Source organism: Lewinella sp. (assembly GCF_050633125.1).
Classification (GTDB): domain Bacteria; phylum Bacteroidota; class Bacteroidia; order Chitinophagales; family Saprospiraceae; genus Lewinella.
This window is the reverse complement of the sequence record NZ_JBOEFX010000091.1, coordinates 1-19909: the sequence shown is the minus strand read 5'-3', so window position 1 is coordinate 19909 and position 19909 is coordinate 1. Positions and strand designations below refer to the sequence as shown.

Below are 19909 nucleotides of genomic sequence, written 5' to 3'. Positions count from 1 at the left end.
TATTTTCGTGCTGTTCCTTAATCAATAAAAGATGATAGGGCGGGGGCTCTGGCGGCGCAGGTTGAAGCAGTATGATGATGTTGAATTGGTAAAACGCTTTCAGCAATCGGGCAGCGATGCTTATTTCGATGAGCTTTTCGAGCGCTATCATTCTTTGATTTTTGGCTTGTGCCTAAACCTAACGGCCCACCGAGAGGATAGCAAAGACCTAACGTTGAGCATTTTTCAAAAAGCTTATGGCGTTTTGCCGAAGACCACAATTGAACGCTTTGATCACTGGCTTTTTACGATGACTCGGCATGAATGCTTCCGTTTTATTCGGCGGCAAGCCAAAGCACGCACCAATTTGCTTCGTTGGCAAGAAGCTCAAAGGCANNGAAGATGGCTTTATGGTCAATGAGGCTTTCCGTCGTTTTTGGTACACCGAAGAAATTGCCCAGGATGAATTATTAGAAAATGGAATTGCAGATTTGACCAATCCTCAGCAGAAATGCCTAAATTTATTTTTGTACGAATATCAATCCTATCAAGAGATTGCAAGTACAACGGGCTTCAGCTTAAGGGAAGTCAAAAGCCATTTACAAAATGGCCGACTAAAGTTAAAAAGGTGGATACACCAACAGCAGGACAGTAAAAATAAACTGTCAAAATGAACGAGGAATCAAAAAGTATAACCAACCGCTTGCTGCTTTACCTGGAGGGGAAACTAACAAGTGACGACCGCTACGAAGTGGAGCAAAGCCTCCTGCGAGATACTGCTGCCCAAGCGGCCCTCGACGGCATCCGCGAAAGTGGCCTCTCTAATGTTGAAATACAAAATGATTTGAATGATATCCGCCAAGGCTGGCAAAATCGCCCTAAGGCAACGAATCGGCGATGGACTGCCGCTGCGGCAATAGCGCTATTGGTGTTTACCGCTTGGTCGGCATGGGGCTATTTTCATGACCAGCAACCGGCAAGTTTGTACGCAGAATATTTTGCTATCAGTGAGACCAATGAAGATTATCTGGCGGTTAGAGGAACCGATGAGTCGACGGTACCTGGCTTATCGTCTGCTTTGGATGCTTATCAACAACAAGATTATCAGCAGAGTCTGGCACTGTTTCAATCCTTGCGAGAAGACCACCCTTTCGATGGGTTTATCCTCCGTTATACGGCCATGTCGGCGATGCAAGTGGGCGATTATTATACAGCTGAGCAGGTTTTGGAGCAATGCTTGACGATTGATGTATCAGCAACAGATCGTATTGCTGCGCAATGGTACCTTGCATTGGTCTATTTACAACTCGATCGTCAAGCTGACGGGCAAGGTCTCCTTCAAGAGTTGGCCGAGTCAGGCAACGGGAGGTATGCGTCCCAGGCTCAGCAATTGTTGCAAGAATTGACAAAATAAAAAGAGTGTGCCACAGATTGGTTCGCCGTCATTGGTGGCGGGTACGGTCTGTTCGTCTTGAAAGACGAAGAACCAATTTGTAGCACATTCAAATAAAAAAGGTTTGCCAAGCGCTCTGCCCGACAAACCTTTTTTTATCTACATAGTACCTAATACTTCGTACCAAGCACCTCGAAATTTACTTCAAAAAGCCCATACTTTTTTCTACAAAAGCAGTAAGCTCCTTGCCTTTTAGCATATTCTGATTCAGTAAAGCCAGCTTGTAAAGGTAGTCTACCGTTTCGTTTTGATTGTCTCCTTCGGTATTCAATACCTTGTCAGCTACCAATGGGTGGTTAGCGTTTACGATTACTTTGTAATCATCAGGGAACCCGCCCAGGTCCATGCCTTGCATCGCTTGCATTTCCTTCATTCGCCGCATAAATTCGGGGCGAACAATCTGTACCGGCTGATCGTCTGGAGAAAGAGGCTTCACTTCAATGGCTTTTCCCTCACCTGCTACAGCACCAAAGAGATCCTTCACGGTCGTGATTTGCTCTTCATTAAGAACAGACTCTTTTGTTTCATCAGTTTGTACCAGGTTATCCACCGTGTCAGAATCAATCCGTACAAAGGTAACCTTGTCCTCTTTCTGCTCTAGTGTTTGCAGGAAGTGGTTGTCGATAATGTGATCCAAAAGGAGTACATCGTAACCCTGCTTCTTTGCCGCTGTGATCGCCGCATCCTGAGAGGCAGGATCGTTGGCATAGATCATCACGGTACGCTCGTGCTTGTCTTTTTGAGTGGCATCTACCTTTTCGCGGTAGTCAGCTAGTGTGAAGGTTTCTCCATCCACATTCTTGAGCAGGACAAACTTGGTTGCCTTTTCATAGAATTTCTCATCAGAGATCATTCCGTACTTTACGAAAACACTCAAGTCGTTCCACTTCTCTTCGTAAGATGGACGATCTTTCTTAAACAGCTCATTGAGCTTGTCAGCAACCTTCTTGGTAATGTAAGAATTGATTTTCTTGACATTAGCGTCGGCTTGCAGGTAAGAGCGCGATACGTTCAACGGAATATCCGGAGAGTCGATCACCCCGTGTAGCATGGTGAGGAACTCAGGAACGATCTCTTTTACCTCATCTGTTACGTAGACTTGGTTAGAGTACAACTGAATTTTGTTCTTCTGAACCTCGAAAGCATTGTTGAGCTTAGGGAAATACAGGATCCCCGTCAGGTTAAACGGATAATCGATATTCAGGTGAATCCAAAACATCGGTGGTGCACTGAAAGGGTACATCACCTGATAGAATTCTTTATAATCTTCGTCGGTCAGATCACTAGGCGATTTCTTCCAAATCGGGTCGTGCTCATTAATGATATTAGGAACTTCAACCTCGGTGGTTTCTGCTTCGTCGCCTTCTCCTTCTGTTACAGACTCTTTACGCGTACCAAACTGGATAGGAATAGGTAAAAACTTACAGTATTTATTGAGAAGTTCTTCAATGCGGCTTTCCTCTAGGTAGTCTGTAGCATCGTCAGAAATATGGAGAACGATATCCGTACCGCGAGTTGCTTTTTCGTTGTCTGAAAGTTCATACGAAGGGTCGCCTTCACAAGCCCAGGTAACACCGTGTGAACCTTCCTTAAACGATTTAGTAACGGCTTCTACTTTGTCTGCAACCATGAATGCAGAGTAAAAACCAAGTCCGAAGTGGCCAATGATATTGGCTTCGTCCTTGTATTTTTCCAAGAAATCCTGTGCGCTGGAGAAAGCCACCTGGTTTAGGTATTTTTCTACTTCTTCCTCCGTCATACCGATACCACGGTCACGAATCGTTAGGGTCTTATTTTCCTTGTCTGCGATGATTTCAATGGTCAAGTCACCTAATTCACCGGTAGCTTCTCCCTTTAGGGCCAGGGTTTTTAGCTTGGTAGTGGCATCAACAGCATTAGAAATCAATTCCCTCAGGAAGATTTCCTGATCGGAATACAAAAACTGCTTAATGATCGGAAAGATGTTTTCCGTCTGTACTGCTATGTTACCTTTTTTCATAAATGTTTTATGGTTTACTCTGGATACCTTACAGAAACGCAAAGGCTATGCCATTCCTGTTTTGCTGTCAAAATGGCAAGTTTAATAGAGAGAAATGCAAAATCGGCAGTGATAAGGATACTTGAATTGGCTAGAAGGTTCTCGGAGCGAGGTTTGTCTAAGTGATGAAATGTACTTACATTGATATATCCTTAGCAGAATCGCCAAAGGGAACCACTTCCCAAAATTCTCGGGCAAACTTTAAAAAGCAACCACTAAAAGACACCTATAATGCTTGGTTCCACCCTGAACTTTATTGCAAATCGTCTGGACAGTATCGTTCGTCAGCGAATGAATCTTACGCCGGCAGAGAAGAAAGTTATACTGAGCCCTTTTGTTGACCTGAATGGTTCCGTAGCTATTCAAGAAGAGAATACGCTGGTTTTATTTCCTGTTAATATTCAAAAAGATGCAGTTGCTGCCAGTATACCTATCCCTCCTCGGGTAAATACTGGTGTAATTTCGAGGTCCCCCCCTTTGCATCTTAATGTATATCTTGTATTAGGTGTTTATTACAAAGCTGCGCAACTCCGTTATGGTTTGGATTTACTCACGACTGCCATTTCCATTTTGCAAGGGCAACCTTTATGGAATCATGAGAATACACCAGGTTTACCTCAAGCGGTGAATAAGTTAATCTTTGAAATGGAGTCATTGGATTTTCATCAACAAAGCCATATATGGGGGCATTTGGGTGGGAAATATCTGCCTAGTGTTGTATACAAGATGCGTATGATTATCATTGATGATGGTAAGGTTGATGGTGTTATTCCTGAAATTCAACATATTCAAACGACAACCTAAACAAGTAGTATGAAGATCAGTCCTGTTTTTCTTTTTCACTTAGCAGTAAGCCATAGTTATTTTGGTAATGACTCTGCCTTGGCAGTATTGGAAATGGGGCCTGTATTAGGGAATAATCTGCCTAGAATTGGCCAGCGAGTGGTAGCTGAAAAACTGGGGTTTTTCTCACAGCAAATGAGTCCCAAGGGGGTTGATCAGCCAATACTCGTGCCGATCTACAGTTCGGACCCTCTGTTTCTAAACTATACGGAACTAAATTTAGAATTTGATCGAGCAAAATATTCTAATATTCAAGTTCGCGAGACCTTTCCTCATCAGGTTGTTTGCTTGCAGAGTACGAAGACGCCTGATAAGCTATTAAAAGCCAATACGGGGACNNGTTTAAAAAAGAAAAAAGTAAGGAAGGGCAAGTAGAACCAAAGTACGAAGCACTTGTAGGGCTTGAATTGAAGAATGAGAAGCTAGGCGTTAGTGTAATTGTACCTCCTGAGCCCAACGCGCCTTGTAGGCTTGATTTGCCATCCGGCGTAAACGGCATCTTTCATTTAATCGTAACCTGGCTTGATGAGACAATTGAAACATATACTTTTTTTGCGTTGTCGCATTCGTTATCTGTTCCGCCATTAGCGATCCTGTGTTTGTATCCTGAGCAATTAGTTGATATACCAGAGAATGGAACCCCTTCCTTTTTGGAGCCTAGCTATACTGTTTTATTTCAGCCCCAGGCGGTGATATTTCGATACTTTCTAATTTCTCGTGATGTTAGCTTGGATGGGGCACAAGTTATCTTGAGCAGGGATGCCTCCCCTGATATAATTTTTGAACGAGAACCTGAGTTGTTTCCGCTATCGGATGGAAGTAACGCGGTGGTTTTTTCTTCTAAGAAATACGCCCCTATTCAATTGGAGCAACGGCCATCGTATGAGATCAGGTTGAGTTTACCCGATGCCCGTTTTTCTGGAATGGTACTTCCTTTTCCTGCAGCGAGTAATGTACAGCCTAGCTCTGATAAATCAGGCAAGATTTACGGAGATGTATATGTTTACATTTAACCAGGGAACAAGTGGAAAGAATAATCGCAAAATCGATACAGGCCCATTTGGCATGGCTAAAGGAATTGGTAGATCTCCGTATCAAAACTTACTTTGAGCAAGACTCAAATACCACCTTGGAGAGTATATTGCTGATGCCGGAACTGAATGAGAATAGTCCATTAGATACGATCGTCCAGCAGTTGGATTTAAGCTGGGAAGAGCGAGCAATATTGTTACTAGCGCTTTGCCCCTATGTGAAGCCGCAGCTGTTGGATATCTTATTTACAGAGAACACAAACTTAAAGCGTGGGTTTACAGAATTTGGAGGGATTAAAGGAAAAACTCACGGTGGTTTTTTACCTACAGCTGAGACGGCAGTGTTTATTCTAGCCGGTAATGATTTGCAAAAACGACTGAAAGTAATGCGACTATTTCGGCCTAATCAAGCCCTTTTTTCTTTGGGAATTCTAGAGTTGGGACCTTTAGAACGGAATGAGCCACCGCTTAGCGCACAATTGTTAATGGCGGAGTCATATCGGCGCTTGTTTTTGTGGTCAGAAGCTTACGAACCAAGCTTCGGGCCTAATTTCCCTGCTGCCCGTTTAGAGACTCATTTGGATTGGGATGACTTGGTTCTTCCTAAATATGTAAAAGAAGAAATATTTGAAATCAGCGACTGGCTCAAACATCGGCCTCTATTGCATGAAGAGTGGAGGTTGGGGAAATGGCTCAAGCCCGGCTATCGTTGCTTGTTTTATGGTCCTCCAGGGACAGGTAAAACACTTACAGCTTCTCTACTTGGTAAGACACTAAAGCGAAGTGTTTTTCGAGTAGATTTATCAATGGTTGTGTCTAAATATATTGNNGGATTCTTTTCTTCGATGAAGCCGATGCTCTATTTGGTAAGCGAACAGAAACACACTCTTCGCATGATCGCTATGCTAATCAAGAGGTATCTTATCTTCTTCAGCGGATCGAAACGTATGCAGGCTTAGTTATACTAGCTTCTAATTTTAAAGGGAATGTGGATACTGCTTTTCAACGTCGATTTCAGTCTATGATTTATTTCCCATTACCAGATGCTTCATTACGACTTAAAATCTGGAAAAAGATTTTTTCTGGAAAATTGCGCCTGGCTCCATCTGTTGATCTACTAGCTGTTGCTGAAAAATATGAACTCAGCGGGGGAGAAATTGTAAATGTGCTGCAAAGTGCGGCAATTAAGGTGGCGGAGCGCGGAGGTCAAGAGGTCATATTACCAGACTTGATTGCTGGTATACGGAAAGAGTTTCAAAAAAATGGGCGCGTAGTCTAGTTTTAGTAAGTTCGAAAAAAATAATATACACACTTTGTTACAAATCTGTCCTTACTCACCCTCAGACTTTCCTTGCGTAGCCTGCTATGCTGCAAAAAAAACTGATTTGTCTAAAGAATTTTTTACGCTCTTTTCGTAGGTCGTTTATTTCCTCATACCCTAACCGGTATAGTTTTTTTAGATAAAATTTGTTGAGGAATTCAATAGTCGCGTTGAATTTGACCACACTATTCTTGCTTTCACAAGTGCCATTCAACCTGGATGGGTTGTTCGAGCCAAGAAAGGTTGATCGTAGAGATTCCCCAGGGTAATTGGCTGAGCATGATGTCATAACTTTTGGGTGCAACACGTAGTACCCAACCTTTGTCTGTAAGCCCCAGGCTTCCTTCCCGTAGCAAAAAAGACTCTCGGAAAGTGGCAACAGATATTTCTCCAAGGATAGGCCAATGACTAATAACAGCCTCCAAAAGGCCTTCCGTCAGGGCTTTCATCTCGGGGCTAAGGACCAAAGAGCTAGTAATAGGTACCTCCAACGGTGAGGCACACAGTACTTTGTTGAGTATTAGTTCATATTCTTGATATTCTTGTGTGTTTTTGACGAGATATTCTAGCAATAAAATAGCCTTTTGTTGGGCATCTTCACTCTTAAAGGTGTCGTCGGTTATCAGGTTTGCCCTTTCGAATAAAGTAGATAGGTAGGGCCATAAAAGTACCAGACCTGCATTCTCAATTTGCCAGACCTCATTGAAAACGATAGGTAAATCTTCTATATCCCATAGTTTTTTGCGAGGAAGGTTTTCTTTCTTCTGGGAGGATAGTCTTTTTGTTGGTGCCTCTTGAGGGATTAACTTGGGTAAATTAGTAGATAATGGTTCAGATAATTCTTGGTGAAGGATAGTTCTTAGTAGTTCTAAAGAAGTCAAATCATGGAATAGTACAGCGAGCTCAGGTAATAATATCTTCAAGGAGTGTAAAACTTTGTTGATGTCATATTGATGACTTGCTGACCAAAGGTGTATTATTTGAAAAAGGAAGTTTCGCTGATTAGAGACACTACCTCTGTCCTGAATCATTGCTTTTATAATGAACCGGGTAAGTTCTGGTACTAAAACTGGCCGGGTGAAGGCATCTAAGTGTATGTTTACTGTTTGTAGAGTCACCATGATATCCATCAATTGTTCAGCTAAGGATGAGTTCAAGCGACTTGTAATCGCTAGTATATCTTTATCATCAATGTACTGGGCGATTGCTTCTTGTAGAGCGGACTCTTTGTTGATGAGTTTCCATAGTGAGATAGATGCTGTGCGGCTATGGATATTCATCCAGCCGAATAGCTGTGTGACGATTGTGTCAGGAGATTCTGTTTTTATTGCTTGGCGCAACCAGGTTATCCATTCTGGCGCAGCTAGATTCTGAGTATTGCTCGATGAGCTTTTCTGTATTTCGTGGGCTATCGAAATAAGTTTTCCAGCTAGGCTTGTAAGCCAGTAGTATTGGATGTCTTGTTGAGAACTTGTTGGATTCCACGCATTAATTTGCTTGGAGAAAATTTGATGGTCTAGCTGAGACAGAATTTTTTCTATTAGCTGTCGAGTACTAAAAACATTTGAAGGAAAGGCTTGCCAAGCTTGCCAAACAAGCGACCAGAAGGAAGCTTTAGGAGCTTTTTTTACGACGGACCAGTATTCGGTTTTTTGTAGGACATCTTCTAAAAGTACTATTTGTGAATAGTGAGTAGGAATAAGTTTTGCAAATAGTTTTTTTGCGAATTCAGGGCTGAAACTAGTGTTTAAGGTGCCTGTGAACGAGGGAAGAAGGCGCTGGTCTTGTATCCAGATCATGAGGCTCTGTGGGGAACGTTCGGCCCAAAGCCACCAACTTTTTTCAATGTCTAGGGGCGTAACTCCAACCGACAATTGTGGTGTTCGAAAAAAGTTAATGACCAAACGAATATGACCAGCTAATTTTTTTTGTTCTGCTTCGGAAAGCGCAGCTTTTACAATGGCTGGCAGCTGGTCTTGGGTAAACGCTGATGCCGGTGAAGAAGATTGATTGGTTGGTTGTACGGACGGGATATCATTGCTATCAAACAATCGTTTTTGGGAAGGCATTAATTCATCTATAGCTATCCAAAAACCTTTCTGGTGATTGTATTTCAACTCGTATTCAGGGGCTAGAGCTGTTAGTATCGAAACAGTTATGGGGCTAAGTTTGTCGTACGCTACAGTAGCGCGTGGGGCGTTCAGTATTTTTTTTAGCCATTTTTGTAACATAGCTCTATCCTCACCGATAAATCGGTGGATTGCCGTTTTCCAGATGGTAAGGCTATCGTGTTTGTTAGGGGCCGGAGCGACAACGAAAATTAGAAGGTGGGCTACAAGTTCTTGTTTGAGTTGGGCACTAGACCATTTTGGGATGAAATTTATTTTTCCTAATCGGTTGAAATCATTAAAAATTTGCCACTCAGTGGTGAGAGCTTCTGATTGGGTGTCCCGGAGAACTGTATGGAGTAATCTGGAAGGGATATGCTTTAGGTAAATACGTCCTTCATTCCCAGTTCTTGCTAGATGTTTGATAAGGTTAAGAAAAATAGCAGGTTTGATCTGCCAGAGCCGTTCAATGATGATCTGCCAATGCCTGTGTCCAATATCGCTGAGGTTTGGTAAAGAAGCCGATGGTGAAAAGAGTTGAACTAAAAATACCTGAACGGTATCACGCTCAGTGGTGGGTAATACTACTGTCAGGCTTTCTATCCATTTTTTCTCTGAGTTCCTCTTTTCTTTTGCTTGTTGTAGCTTTTCTTCGGCGGCTAGATCTTGAAGTAGCCTTACCATTTGAAAACTTGGAATAGAATTGGCTTCGGTTTTTTCAGATACAACAAGAAGCTGGTCTAGGAAGTCCCGATAACCTTGACCAAACTTGGTTGCCAATCCTTGTAAAACTTGTTTTAAAAAGCTGCGTTGATTAAAAACACTGCCGCGCTGCTCACTGATTTGTTTTAAGATTAGTTCCCATTGAACCACTCGGAATTCTGATTGACTTATCAGGAGTACGGGAGCTTCTTTGTGTTGGCGTTGTAGGTCGTCGGGGAATTCATCCATGAAGGGGAACGCGCTGGGTTCGAGTAGCCTTACGATTTGTTTTAATTCTTCATTGTTATAACTTATTACTACTCGTTTTCTTGAGAATTCCTGCATTGTGATCTTGGCAAGTAAAGCTACCAATTCGCTTCTCTTGTTTGCGATTAACTCCTGGAGTAATTGAGCCGGTGCCTGGCGTTCATCGGAGGTGACCCACCAAGGATAAGCTCCACGGACCATTAGTTCGCAAAAGATAGTTAACTGGTTAGAAGATACTGGTCTGAGAAGTAATAATTGCTGCTGTTCATTATTTTGGAATAACTTGGCTAAGCGATCTCTAAGTTCGGCAGCAAGGGCCCTTGGTAGATCTTGTTCAAGACTTTCAATACTTAATTTACCTAAGTCTAGTTCTAGTCGATCTAAAACATAAAATTCATCAGGAGACACGAAATCTGAAATTAGGTCACCTATTAGCCTTGTTAGCTGATTTTGTGACAAGCGACTTACTCTATCCTGGATAGGGGCAGGAGCTTCATCTCCTGGCATGGACAAATCAAATTCCAGTCGGAAAATATGATGGTTTTGATGAGTCATTTACTTAGGTTTCTTCCTTGGCGTTATGAGACATAACAAAGTCTAGAAGTGTTCTTTTGTGAAAACCCTGGCTTGGTTGATTACTAGTGAAAGCATTCCACCAGTTACCATATAGCATTTGGAAACGTTGAAATGGTATCTTGTCCAACCAAAGTACGTTAAGCCATAAATGAGCAGGGGATTCATGATGTAATGTCTTAAGGAGTGTATCACGGAAACTTTTATCCTGAAATCGTAGTGGCCATTTAGGAAGAACAACGGTCAAAATAAAAGAGTACGGATCGGTTATAACATGTTGGAGATTAGGGGCCTTTAATTCTAAAGGTGATTTTTGTAGCCAAGGCTGTAAAAAAGGTTGCCAGCATTTTCCTAATGGATAGGTTTTGCCAATATTTTTTTGCCAAACAACTTCCCATTCCTGTGCTTTCTTTTGTGCCATATCCTTTGTCGTGAAAAGCATTTTAGCCGCAAATCGAAAGGATATTTTACGTGTTTGGTAAAGTAAAAGCACACTGTATTTTCCATCTTGCTGATGACATACCTCAAAGATGACCAAAGAAGGACTGAGTTCCCACGAATTAATTTGCTTTTCTAGCTGAATGAGTGTTTTATAAGCATTGATCGTTTCAAAAACAATCGTCTCTTTATAGGCCACAAAAGATAGCTGTAGTTTAAACTCTCCGCTTGGTATTTGAGCAGTACGCAAAGTAATTGGTGCAAGGCGAAATAACCATTGGTTAATATGTTGAATAAGGTTCGTTGGGTCTGTTTTTTCTTTTGTGGGATAAAAGGCTACTTGATGAGATATTGCGTTCAGTATTTGCCTAAGATCTGTATCATGAACGCGCGATAAATCTTCTTCATTTTCATCCTTACTCGCCAAGATCGGGGTGTTTTGTAGAACTAGTTCTAAAGTCGGGGTGTCTTCCGTTTTCGCCAATCTGAATACCAGCTGTGGTGTAATTCCTTGAGGCTGTTTAGGACTGGCTGCCTGGGGTGTCTTTTGGGGTGCATCTTCTTCTTTCTGTACACCAGTGTTTTGGGTTAGTTTGGTAGACGCTGTAGGTTTTACATGTTGCGTATCTTCTATTTGATAGTATACGTNNATACGTAACCATTCTGAACCATTTCGGAAAGGCCACGAAAAGCATTTTGGGAGTGCCATTGTTTTGTTTGTAACCACGGGACTCCTGCTTCATCCAGCATTTTTAGCCCAAAATCGAGTTCTTGTTCCCCGGGGCGAAGTAAAAAATTTTCAAGTAGGTATACTCTCTCACTTGTTTTACTGTATCGTTGGAATAATCTTAGCAGTTTGTTTATTGCTTGCTCGGCTTGTTCTGCTGTCTTGTAGATAGGTTCTACTCTATAGACGGGGTTATCAATAACTGTTGTTTGAGGCGCATCTTGAGCAATACGAATCCGATAAGAAATTTCTTCCTTTTTGGAATAAAGAGGTTTGGTTTCTACCTGGTAATTTGCTGGGTTTACTGCCAGCTGTAGCAAATGTTGTATATCGATTTTGCCACCTCCTTCTTTTAGAATGACAAATTCACTGGATTCATTTTTTTCTGTTGAAGTTTCATCAAAATAACCGGCGACAAAACGATCATTGAATCGAAAATNNCCCCAGGTTTTCCGGGGTCATCCCAAAAAGGGTTTCTACCCAATACCGCAATCCGGAAAATTGATGGGAAAAATCTGCTGATACGCGATCTAAATTAAGAGCTTTTGAACGATTGGCACTAAGGAAAGGATAATTTTCGAGGAGCCTTAACTGAGTATTCATCTGCATCTCCTGAAGTGAAACCTCTGGAGATGCAGTTGCCGACTCAGCTGCTAGTTGACTAGTGTATACTTCTAGTTTTCTGCCAAATCGGGCCAGTAAATGGCTGAGGAATAAATTGCGGCGTTGTAAAAAGGTATTCTTATCCTCTCGAAGTTTTTGTAGTGTATTGTGATATTTGTTTAGCACAATTTGGGAGGTGCTTTTCTGTGTGTGATCAGTACTTGGTTGTTCTGTTGTATCTCCTGTTAATAGTTCACTTAGGTGGTTTACGGTCTCCTCTAGACCTTGAAAAAAGTAAGTGTTGCTTACCTTTTCTGACCAGGAAAACAACTGGCCCAAATTGGCAAGCTGAGCAAGGTAGTTGGCTAAAACCTGATCAAAGAATAATAAGTATGCTTTAAATTGTTTGATCTTACCCAGCCGGCTTGTACTTGCTTCCGGTGGTGCACCATGGGGTTGCATTCCGTAAATTCTAGGGAATTCTTCTTGAATACTGATGTATGAACTTAAGTCGCGATATTGGCCTTCAGGGATGCTAATGTCTCGTTTTTGTTTAGCAAACTTAGGCATACGCTTATCACTACGCATGTTGGCAAGCTCACGTTCAACACCTTTGATTGTCCAGTTTTGTAGTAAGTTGTTTTTATAAACGGTAATGATTTGTCGGTCTACAGGAGCTAAAGTGGGCTTGCGATTGGTCGGAATCTTTCGCTGGTGATACCAGTTTTTCGGTTCTTGCAAATCTCCGAAACTGTTGAGATCATCTAGTGGGCTTCTGAATGTTAATGTTTGAATGCCATTTATTCCCTTAGTTTTTTCAATAAAAGGAAGTAGATCAACAGCTTTAAGCTCATCCATTCTAGGTGAAAGAGCTTGTGTGGGTAAAAAGCCATGCAATAGCGGTGGGCCTTCGAAAACTTGGTTGACATCATCATTTACCACTTCCATCATCTCCTGAAAAGAGAGGAAATAAACACTGCTGGATAAGTATTCTTCCAATGTAAGAAGTAAAGCAGCAACGGCTTTTTCTGCAAGGGTATCATCAGGAATGACGACTTCCATCTTAAAGCTTATTGGTAAGGGAGCCCTAATATTTACCGTCCTTAGTTGCTGGCTCAAATTGCGATGCTGCTGAAAGCTGGTTCGAACTCGTTTTAGCAAATCTTTTCCTTCCAAAGAGTCAGCTGTGAAATTGCTGTCAATAATAATGTCTAATAATCCTTTGGTGGGCTCAAAACTGTTTTGTGCGGGAAAGATCCATGCATTGTTTACATCTGGAATATCAACAAGAAGTTTACGAAAATCAAGAAGTGTCAAAGGATTGACAGTAAGGATATTCCTCGCCGTATAAAACTGGGTTTGTTCTAATTCCTGAGGTGATAACTGCTGCTGAGCAAGAATGTCAGTGATGGGGAAATTAGAGCGGTAGCCCAAATCGGTTAAGGCATAAATGAGGGTTTCAAGAATTGTAATTCCAGGATCATGCTCATTGTAGTCTGTCCAGTATTTACTGCCAGTTTTGATAATAGCCTCCAGGCCCAATCGACGAAGCGTATGGGTGTCAAGCGACGGTTGTTTTTGTCCATCGATCCCGGTGATGCTAATCTGTTCAGACATAGGTGTTGTCATTCATCATGCCCTCAATTTACTAATCTTTTGACTCATTGTTGTACCAGTTACTATGGATAAAAAGGGCGTTGTCTGGTTTTTTCTCTACAGGTTGCATGCTTGTAGGCGTTGTCGTTTTTGTTGTTTGGGTGAGGTTGTCTTTCTTAGGTGGAATGGTGTGAGGCTGTGCAGCCGGTGTTTTTTCTGCTGAAGGTTTTGGTATTGGAGGAGTTTTGTCTTGTTCCTTTTTTATGTCGCTCTGTGAAGAGTGACTTGCCGAAGTAATCCTATGTTGGCCTACAGAAGTCAATATACTTCGAGGGGAAGAGTGGGGGATTAGTTCAAAAGTGGCAGGTATTGTTACGGGAGGTTCGGTAGGGCTTCCATAGTGTAAGTTAATAGCAAAGTGGACGATCTCAATGATATCTACTTCTTGATTGACGCAAGATAGGAGGGAGTAATAGGAGCAAGAGTGTGTGAATGGATTGATACTCCATGGCTCTATCGCCCAGGCAGCAATAGTGTTTACCAGTTTTTTATTGATGGAGTTGAGGATTTGACCCTCATCGCTACCAGGGCGTAATTGTACCTCCACTTCAACCTTCAAATAATCATAAGAGGGGTTTTTTACATTAATTGTAGCAAATGGATCAGTAATGCCTTCTAGGAAGCGGCTGATACCTAATCTCAGGCCTGGGGATGTTTTTGGCGTAAGCCGATCATTTGTTTTCGGAAGTTTTGTTGGTAGAATGAGAATGTTAAGATGCCCAGGAGCAATAGTCGACTGGTTAGATGTATGATTGAGACAACGAACAAAGCCGATGTCTGGAAACTCCTGCAAGACTAAGCGTTCATAGTCCCATGCGGTAATTGCCCGACCTTTGTGTCGGAGATGCTCACTCACCCGTACATACATTTGTGTAGTGTTCTCTGCTACAGAACCTCCACGGGAAGACACTGGCTGAATCACTTTAGTGATTGCAGGATGCGTCTGTTGCATTTTCTTAATTTGCTTGGGCTGTAAAGTGCTTGGTGTCAACGGTTTTTCTACCTGAGGCTGGATGGCAGTACTGCGTTTGGCTAGTGTAGCATGAGGATATACTTGGATGGTTTCACATACTGCCGCGGCGTATTGGTCTACTGACGCACGTAACCAATAGATTGCTGGTTCTTTAGTTGTAGAAGGTTTGAATGGAGGAGGACCAATTACGGGAGGCAAAGATAATTCCACTATGCCAGATTCCGTAAAGCTATTGGTGCCGTCTTGTACTGCCAGTGCCGGAAACGTTGTCCATTTTTCATCTGTATAATAGGCCCACTGTACTGTTGGGAGTATTAGGTCACGATCGCCAGTGGATTCGTTTAATTCAAAAAGGAGTGTAAGCTTTTCTGGTGCATTTACCTTTTCTAACCCCATGTATAAATAGCCCGTTTCGGGGTACTGTGGAAGTAGGCGAGCTGAAGGGGTACTGGTCAATGCCTTTTGGGTGTCAAAAGGGCAAAGGTGAAATAATTCAAGCGGCTGTATTGTCGTCGTGCCTATGGTGAAGTTTATGTGGGCCTCATAATCAACCGTAATTCCTTTTATTTTTGGAGTATAGGCTGGTCGAGGAGGTAAGAGCAAGTTCTCTGTATCTAGGTTTTTGAGTGGTTGGGATTTATTTTTAGCCCCCTTTTTCTTTTGTTGCTCGGCCTGCTTATGTTTTTTTACAATAGCTCTGACGGCTTTCAATTTTTTAATGACGTGGTTTTTTTCACCTTCTTTCAAAAGCCAACCCGCCAAAGGCGATATCGATGAAGCCAAGTGGTTGACTTCGGTTACAATTATTTTTTTGATGGAATTACCTTGGCCAGTTGGTGTTTTAATCTTATTACTATTAGTGCTGTCCTTCTCCTTTTTTTTATCGGGATCGGGGAGAAGTCTGGGAGAGTTAGGAGATAGCATATGAGCAATAGTGCTCATGTTTTCGTTGGCTATTTCAGCTACAACTCTGGCGTATTCTTCGTGTCCAAAAGCATAGGGCGGGTTGGTGAGTTCCAGCCTCAAGAATCCACTTTTACTGTGTTCACTATATTTTAGGGGGGAGGGCGGCGTTTTCAGAGGTTCCTGGCGACTTGGCCATTTAAGGTGCTCTACTGCAAGTTGAAAGGTGCTTGTAGACTTCAGTTTACCCTCATCTAAATGGGGGCATATCATTGTAACGGGATTGTTTTTTTTAGCCCCTGGCTCTTTTTTTGGGGGACTAGATGAGGTTTTACGCTTTGGGAGTTGAGGTGCTGCGCCTACTTTTTTTGTGGCCCTGTTGCTAAGCCACTTCAGTAAATCTAATCTGAGGCCTGGCACTAAGCCCTGTGCGGACAATAGCTCTTCTCCCTTGGTCCTCAATGCGTTTACGGCTTGTTGCAAGTGACCTAAAGCTTTATGCGCATCTTTATGAAAGCTACTTTCAGTGGAGGAAGAATGATTTGTAGAAGTAGACGAGGAGTGCTTCTTCGGTGATGGAATAGGTGCTGAGGCTATTTTTAGCTTTTTCCAGCTAAATAAATAAGTTTCTTGGGTATGAATACTCAAGCTTTTTTGCTCATGGGGAGGTTTAGTGGTAGGAGGGGAGGCTTTACTATTGCTATGTGATGGGGTTTCTTCTGTACGCTTTTGGGGTAGTTCTGTGGTATGGTGCTTGCCTTGTAAATGATCGAGCAAATGGCTTACTCTTCCCTCAATATTGTCGAGCAAATGGAAGAAAGAATGATCTTTCTTTACGGAGGAGGTTGGCTTTGGAGTTATTTCTGTTTCTGCTGTTTTTGTCGTTGAACCAGTAAGCGGGTGTGTTGTTTCAGTTGATGGAAGTGTTTGCGCATCAACTGGTTTTAATGCTCTTATAGGCTCAATAATGAACGGTAAAGGTTGCCAGGATTGATCAAGTAAAAGAGCTGCATTCCACTTGAAGGCAGAATTAAAGAAGGGGTATTTAGGAAAGGTTTTATTGTAGCTTTCGTAATATTGACAAAAACCATATTTCATTTGAGGCAAATCATACCATTCTATCTCTAGAGATAAAGAAGAAAGTGGTTTGCCAAAAACCTCTGTATTCCCCAAGTAGAAGTGATTGCCTTGTAGGGGTTTTACACCAAAGGGAGTAATTGGAGCATTAGGTTTGAGTAAGGAAAAGTCGTTTTGAAAAGCAAAGGTTTGTATCCCTTTGACGCTAATTTGCAATGAACCCTGCTTCAAAGACCAACCCTTGAGCAGTGCATAAGGGTTTATAATTTTTTTTTTCGTTTTCACCGCACTCTCCTTAGCTGGAAGTGCCACTTTTTGTTTTAAGGCAAACCGTAAAATGGGTTGATCAGTTTGATAATTTCCTTTGTGAATCTTTGGTAAGTAAGCTACAACGGATGGTTTTGTTGGTGCAATCAAAAGTGTAAAGAGCAAGCCTGTCTTAGGTACAGAAGCTACAGAGGGAGTTTTGGTATCTATAGGAGGCTTGCTTTTTGTAGACTGCTGGATCGATTTGTCAGATAGTTCAATTTTTACAGACGTAACCTTTTTCCATGATTTGGGGGCTGTGTAAGTAATCTCAAATACAGATTGTAAAAAAAGCGGTAGTGCTTCTTCGGACTTATTAAGGCCGAGTTTCTGTAACTGATTTGCTAAAGTATCAAAGGTATTTGCAGGCAATTCCCAAAATAGTTGCAAGGTCCGTTGTCCTTCTGCTAAGAGCAGCAAAGAACTGGAAATGGCCCAACCAAGCTCGGCTAGGCGTTCTTCTTGAACCTTGACAGGAAGTGCTGTCAAAGAGCTACCTAATGTTGGCCAAGAAGGGTGTTCGGCAGTTAGTTTGGCCCCTTGGCCATCAAGTGAATTGGCAATAGGTGCTGCATATACATACTCGTGGGCAGCTTGCATGATAGGTAGCCCTACTTGTCCATTGTACACTGTTTTGAATGCAACGGGTAGTGCCCCTGTTACTGTTAAAGGCTTAGTTGTGTGGTAAATGATAGGAGCGTCACTTGCATCTATATTAGCGACGAGGGGGGTACCCACAGGATGATGAGATTTTCCATAGTTGACTTTTCCAACAAAATGAACAGGAACACTATCTGGTTTTCCTGCCTTTACTTGTTGAAGAAGTACCTGTCGGTAGTAAAAATCAAGGTGCTTAATAGAAAATCCATTTAACTGTTTTTTTAGTGGTGCCATCATCTCTAATAACGAGAATAATAACGCTACTTGTGGTGCATGATCTGATTGAGCAAATGATTCGTCTATATATAATTCTACCTGCTTCTTGAGGGCTGCTAAGGTTCGGTATAAGCTTTCATAGAGTCGAAGTAAATATTTCCAAATTCCTTGGTAGCTCGATAATTCCTGAGCCATTTTAGAGTCTGTACCTGATTTAGGGTCATATTTCTGGTACAATATACCCGCCAGAGCATCTTGGATTTTGCTTGTTTTTACAGCCAGGTTTTCATGGCTGATGTTGTTGGGGTTTTGCCTGTAAAGGTAAATCATTGCCTGGATGCAATCGCGTAGATACCGGTAATTGGGCCAGATGTTGGATTGCAAGGTTTCGTCAATAGACTTTTGAACGGCGGTTTTGTGGTCGGTGGAATGATTGAATGCTTGTACGTGACTACTCCAGGTTGTTAAATATTGGCTGATTCCTAGTATTAATTGCAAAACCTGAACTTGAATGTACTCTTTTTCACTATCCAATGGGGTGAGTTCATAATCTGTGATCAGTTTGTGGAGTTGTTTTGGATATACAGTTAGGTCCTTTTCTCTAATTGTTGCCAGAAGGAAGGTAACATCACCAGCAAAAAAACGCTGCCAGTCGCCGTTGGGGAGGTTGTTTTCATTCCAAAAAGCGACGGAACGAGCAAAATCAAAAATGAAATTAAAAAAATCAGCATCAGATTTACCATCAATAGCGAGGTTGTCTAAAGCAAAGTTGCTGATCGTACGATCAGTTTGACTAGTGCCCCCAGAATACAGATGCTGATCTTTCATGTTTCCTTCTTGTTAAAAATTAGGAATTAAAGTTCCTTCTTGTACAAAGAAAGGGAAGACCATGTTCCGGCGATTGTTGGTATGATCAATCGTGAAATCTAGGCTTATTCGAACAATTCCGTCTGTAATGTCATTGTCATCGATAGTTATTTCGTGTAAAATGATCCTGGCTTCATAGAATGTTACGGCATTTTTAATGGCGTTTTCCATGATAGCTTTTTCGGTGATAGGTAAGCGTTCAAATAGCAAAGAGGACAGGTCAGTGCCGTAGTCTAACTCTAAAACCCTTTCGCCAATTTGGGTGCCGAAAAGAACCTGCAAGCTTTGGTAAATATCTTCTTCACCAGTCACCATCCGGGCGCTGTTTGCCATTGGGTCGAAAACCGGAGGAAAGGCCCACCCTATGCCTATTATTTTATCTATACCGTTATTCACCGATCATTACATTTGGAACGCCCATAACAATTGTTCCACCATGTGCTGTTTCGCTACCCATAAATGCAGCAGGAAGACCTTCGATGAGTACGGTAGCGGAGCCCATTACGATAATGTCTGGCGGACCGACACAAACACATTGGTCAGTCACTCGGGCAGCGGGAAGGCCATCAATTAAGACTGTAGGTGCACCAGGCCCAACGACAGGGCCACCGACGTGCGGAATAATGCCGTCGACCATGGGGCAAACATGCATAGATAGTAAGGTAGCTGCTGGTGGCATTGTTGTTTGTTTTTTTTGAATTAATTAATCATTATCATAGCCCCTGTAAGGCTGAGTTCTCCTCCTGCGGTAATCGAGGCCTCGGCCTCGCCGGATGCGCTGAGTGCCGTTTCGGCGGATATGCTAACCTCCAGGCCAGAAATATTCAGTGTGGCTTCGGCTGATATACTAGCTTCGGCTTCTGAAGATACCGTTACACCTGCTGTTCCGGTTATGGATACCTGACCATCTGCTTTTATTTCTATGTCAGCCGGACTCTGCATTGAAATTCCTGAAGAAGAAAGTAGAATTTTATTTTGATTTTGATCAACAATGTTGATGCCTTCGTCTTTATCTGTAAGCGTTATTATATTCCCTCCAGGAGTACTGATTGTTATGACTTTGTTTTGGTCGTCAAACTCTACTTTCAGTTGATTCTTTGTAACAATTGCCTTAATAGGATTCTCTTCTGTGGGTTCGTAAGGAGGTGCATGTTCGCTACTATAGAGG

8 protein-coding genes and 5 pseudogenes are annotated in these 19909 nt (G+C 42.2%); 6 read left to right on the top strand and 7 right to left on the bottom strand.

All coding sequences use genetic code 11. The features are described 5' to 3' along the window. Positions 1-31: 31 nt before the first annotated feature. The 3 genes and pseudogenes from ACRBG0_RS19415 to ACRBG0_RS19405 all read left to right on the top strand — a co-directional run. Positions 32-375 (top strand): annotated as a pseudogene (locus ACRBG0_RS19415) (RNA polymerase sigma factor); the annotation flags it as partial. 2 nt (positions 376-377) lie between these two features. Next, positions 378-653: RNA polymerase sigma factor (locus ACRBG0_RS19410; protein ID WP_431488515.1), on the top strand; the 276-nt coding region annotated here is incomplete at its 5' end. Continuing rightward, the gene (locus tag ACRBG0_RS19405) at positions 650-1393 is read left to right on the top strand and encodes a hypothetical protein (RefSeq protein WP_431488514.1); all 744 of its coding nucleotides are present in this window, start codon (positions 650-652) and stop codon (positions 1391-1393) included. The genes ACRBG0_RS19410 and ACRBG0_RS19405, both read left to right, overlap by 4 nt. Before the next feature lie 178 nt (positions 1394-1571). Here ACRBG0_RS19405 and htpG read toward each other — a convergent pair whose 3' ends face one another. Further along, complete coding sequence (gene htpG / locus ACRBG0_RS19400; RefSeq protein WP_431488513.1) at positions 1572-3431, bottom strand: molecular chaperone HtpG; 1860 nt, start codon at positions 3429-3431, stop codon at positions 1572-1574. Positions 3432-3701: 270 nt separating this feature from the next. On the opposite strand from htpG, the gene ACRBG0_RS19395 reads away from it, so the two are divergent. From ACRBG0_RS19395 to ACRBG0_RS19385, 3 genes and pseudogenes are all read left to right on the top strand, one after another. Further along, on the top strand, positions 3702-4274 hold the full coding sequence (locus tag ACRBG0_RS19395; protein WP_431488512.1) for a DUF4255 domain-containing protein: 573 nt from the start codon (positions 3702-3704) through the stop codon (positions 4272-4274). A gap of 1186 nt (positions 4275-5460) precedes the next feature. Further along, positions 5461-6172, top strand: a pseudogene (locus tag ACRBG0_RS19390) (AAA family ATPase); the annotation flags it as partial. Positions 6173-6174: 2 nt separating this feature from the next. Then, a pseudogene (locus ACRBG0_RS19385) lies at positions 6175-6623 on the top strand (ATP-binding protein); the annotation flags it as partial. 239 nt (positions 6624-6862) lie between these two features. Here ACRBG0_RS19385 and ACRBG0_RS19380 read toward each other — a convergent pair. From ACRBG0_RS19380 to ACRBG0_RS19355, 6 genes and pseudogenes are all read right to left on the bottom strand, one after another. Further along, a complete protein-coding gene (locus tag ACRBG0_RS19380) occupies positions 6863-10297 on the bottom strand; it encodes a contractile injection system tape measure protein (protein ID WP_431488511.1) in 3435 nt (1144 codons plus the stop codon). Positions 10298-11921: 1624 nt separating this feature from the next. Then, positions 11922-13700: pseudogene (locus ACRBG0_RS19375) on the bottom strand (hypothetical protein); the annotation flags it as partial. A 31-nt stretch (positions 13701-13731) separates the two neighbouring features. Further along, positions 13732-18702, bottom strand: a complete 4971-nt coding sequence (locus tag ACRBG0_RS19370; protein WP_431488510.1) for a hypothetical protein — start codon at positions 18700-18702, stop codon at positions 13732-13734. Between the two features lie 12 nt (positions 18703-18714). Beyond that, positions 18715-19137, bottom strand: a complete 423-nt coding sequence (locus tag ACRBG0_RS19365) for a GPW/gp25 family protein (protein ID WP_431488509.1) — start codon at positions 19135-19137, stop codon at positions 18715-18717. Beyond that, positions 19130-19420 (bottom strand): PAAR domain-containing protein, encoded by a 291-nt coding sequence (locus ACRBG0_RS19360; RefSeq protein ID WP_431488508.1) that lies wholly within the window; start codon positions 19418-19420, stop codon positions 19130-19132. The genes ACRBG0_RS19365 and ACRBG0_RS19360 overlap by 8 nt, the downstream gene beginning before the upstream one ends. 20 nt (positions 19421-19440) lie before the next feature. Next, positions 19441-19909, bottom strand: a pseudogene (locus tag ACRBG0_RS19355) (type VI secretion system tip protein VgrG); the annotation flags it as partial.

Bases quoted from the DNA above. Each gene is read 5' to 3' on its own strand.
- ACRBG0_RS19405 (WP_431488514.1), top strand. From the start codon at position 650: ATGAACGAGGAATCAAAAAGTATAACCAACCGCTTGCTGCTTTACCTG.
- htpG (WP_431488513.1), bottom strand. From the start codon at position 3,431: ATGAAAAAAGGTAACATAGCAGTACAGACGGAAAACATCTTTCCGATC.
- ACRBG0_RS19395 (WP_431488512.1), top strand. From the start codon at position 3,702: ATGCTTGGTTCCACCCTGAACTTTATTGCAAATCGTCTGGACAGTATC.
- ACRBG0_RS19380 (WP_431488511.1), bottom strand. From the start codon at position 10,297: ATGACTCATCAAAACCATCATATTTTCCGACTGGAATTTGATTTGTCC.
- ACRBG0_RS19370 (WP_431488510.1), bottom strand. From the start codon at position 18,702: ATGAAAGATCAGCATCTGTATTCTGGGGGCACTAGTCAAACTGATCGT.
- ACRBG0_RS19360 (WP_431488508.1), bottom strand. From the start codon at position 19,420: ATGCCACCAGCAGCTACCTTACTATCTATGCATGTTTGCCCCATGGTC.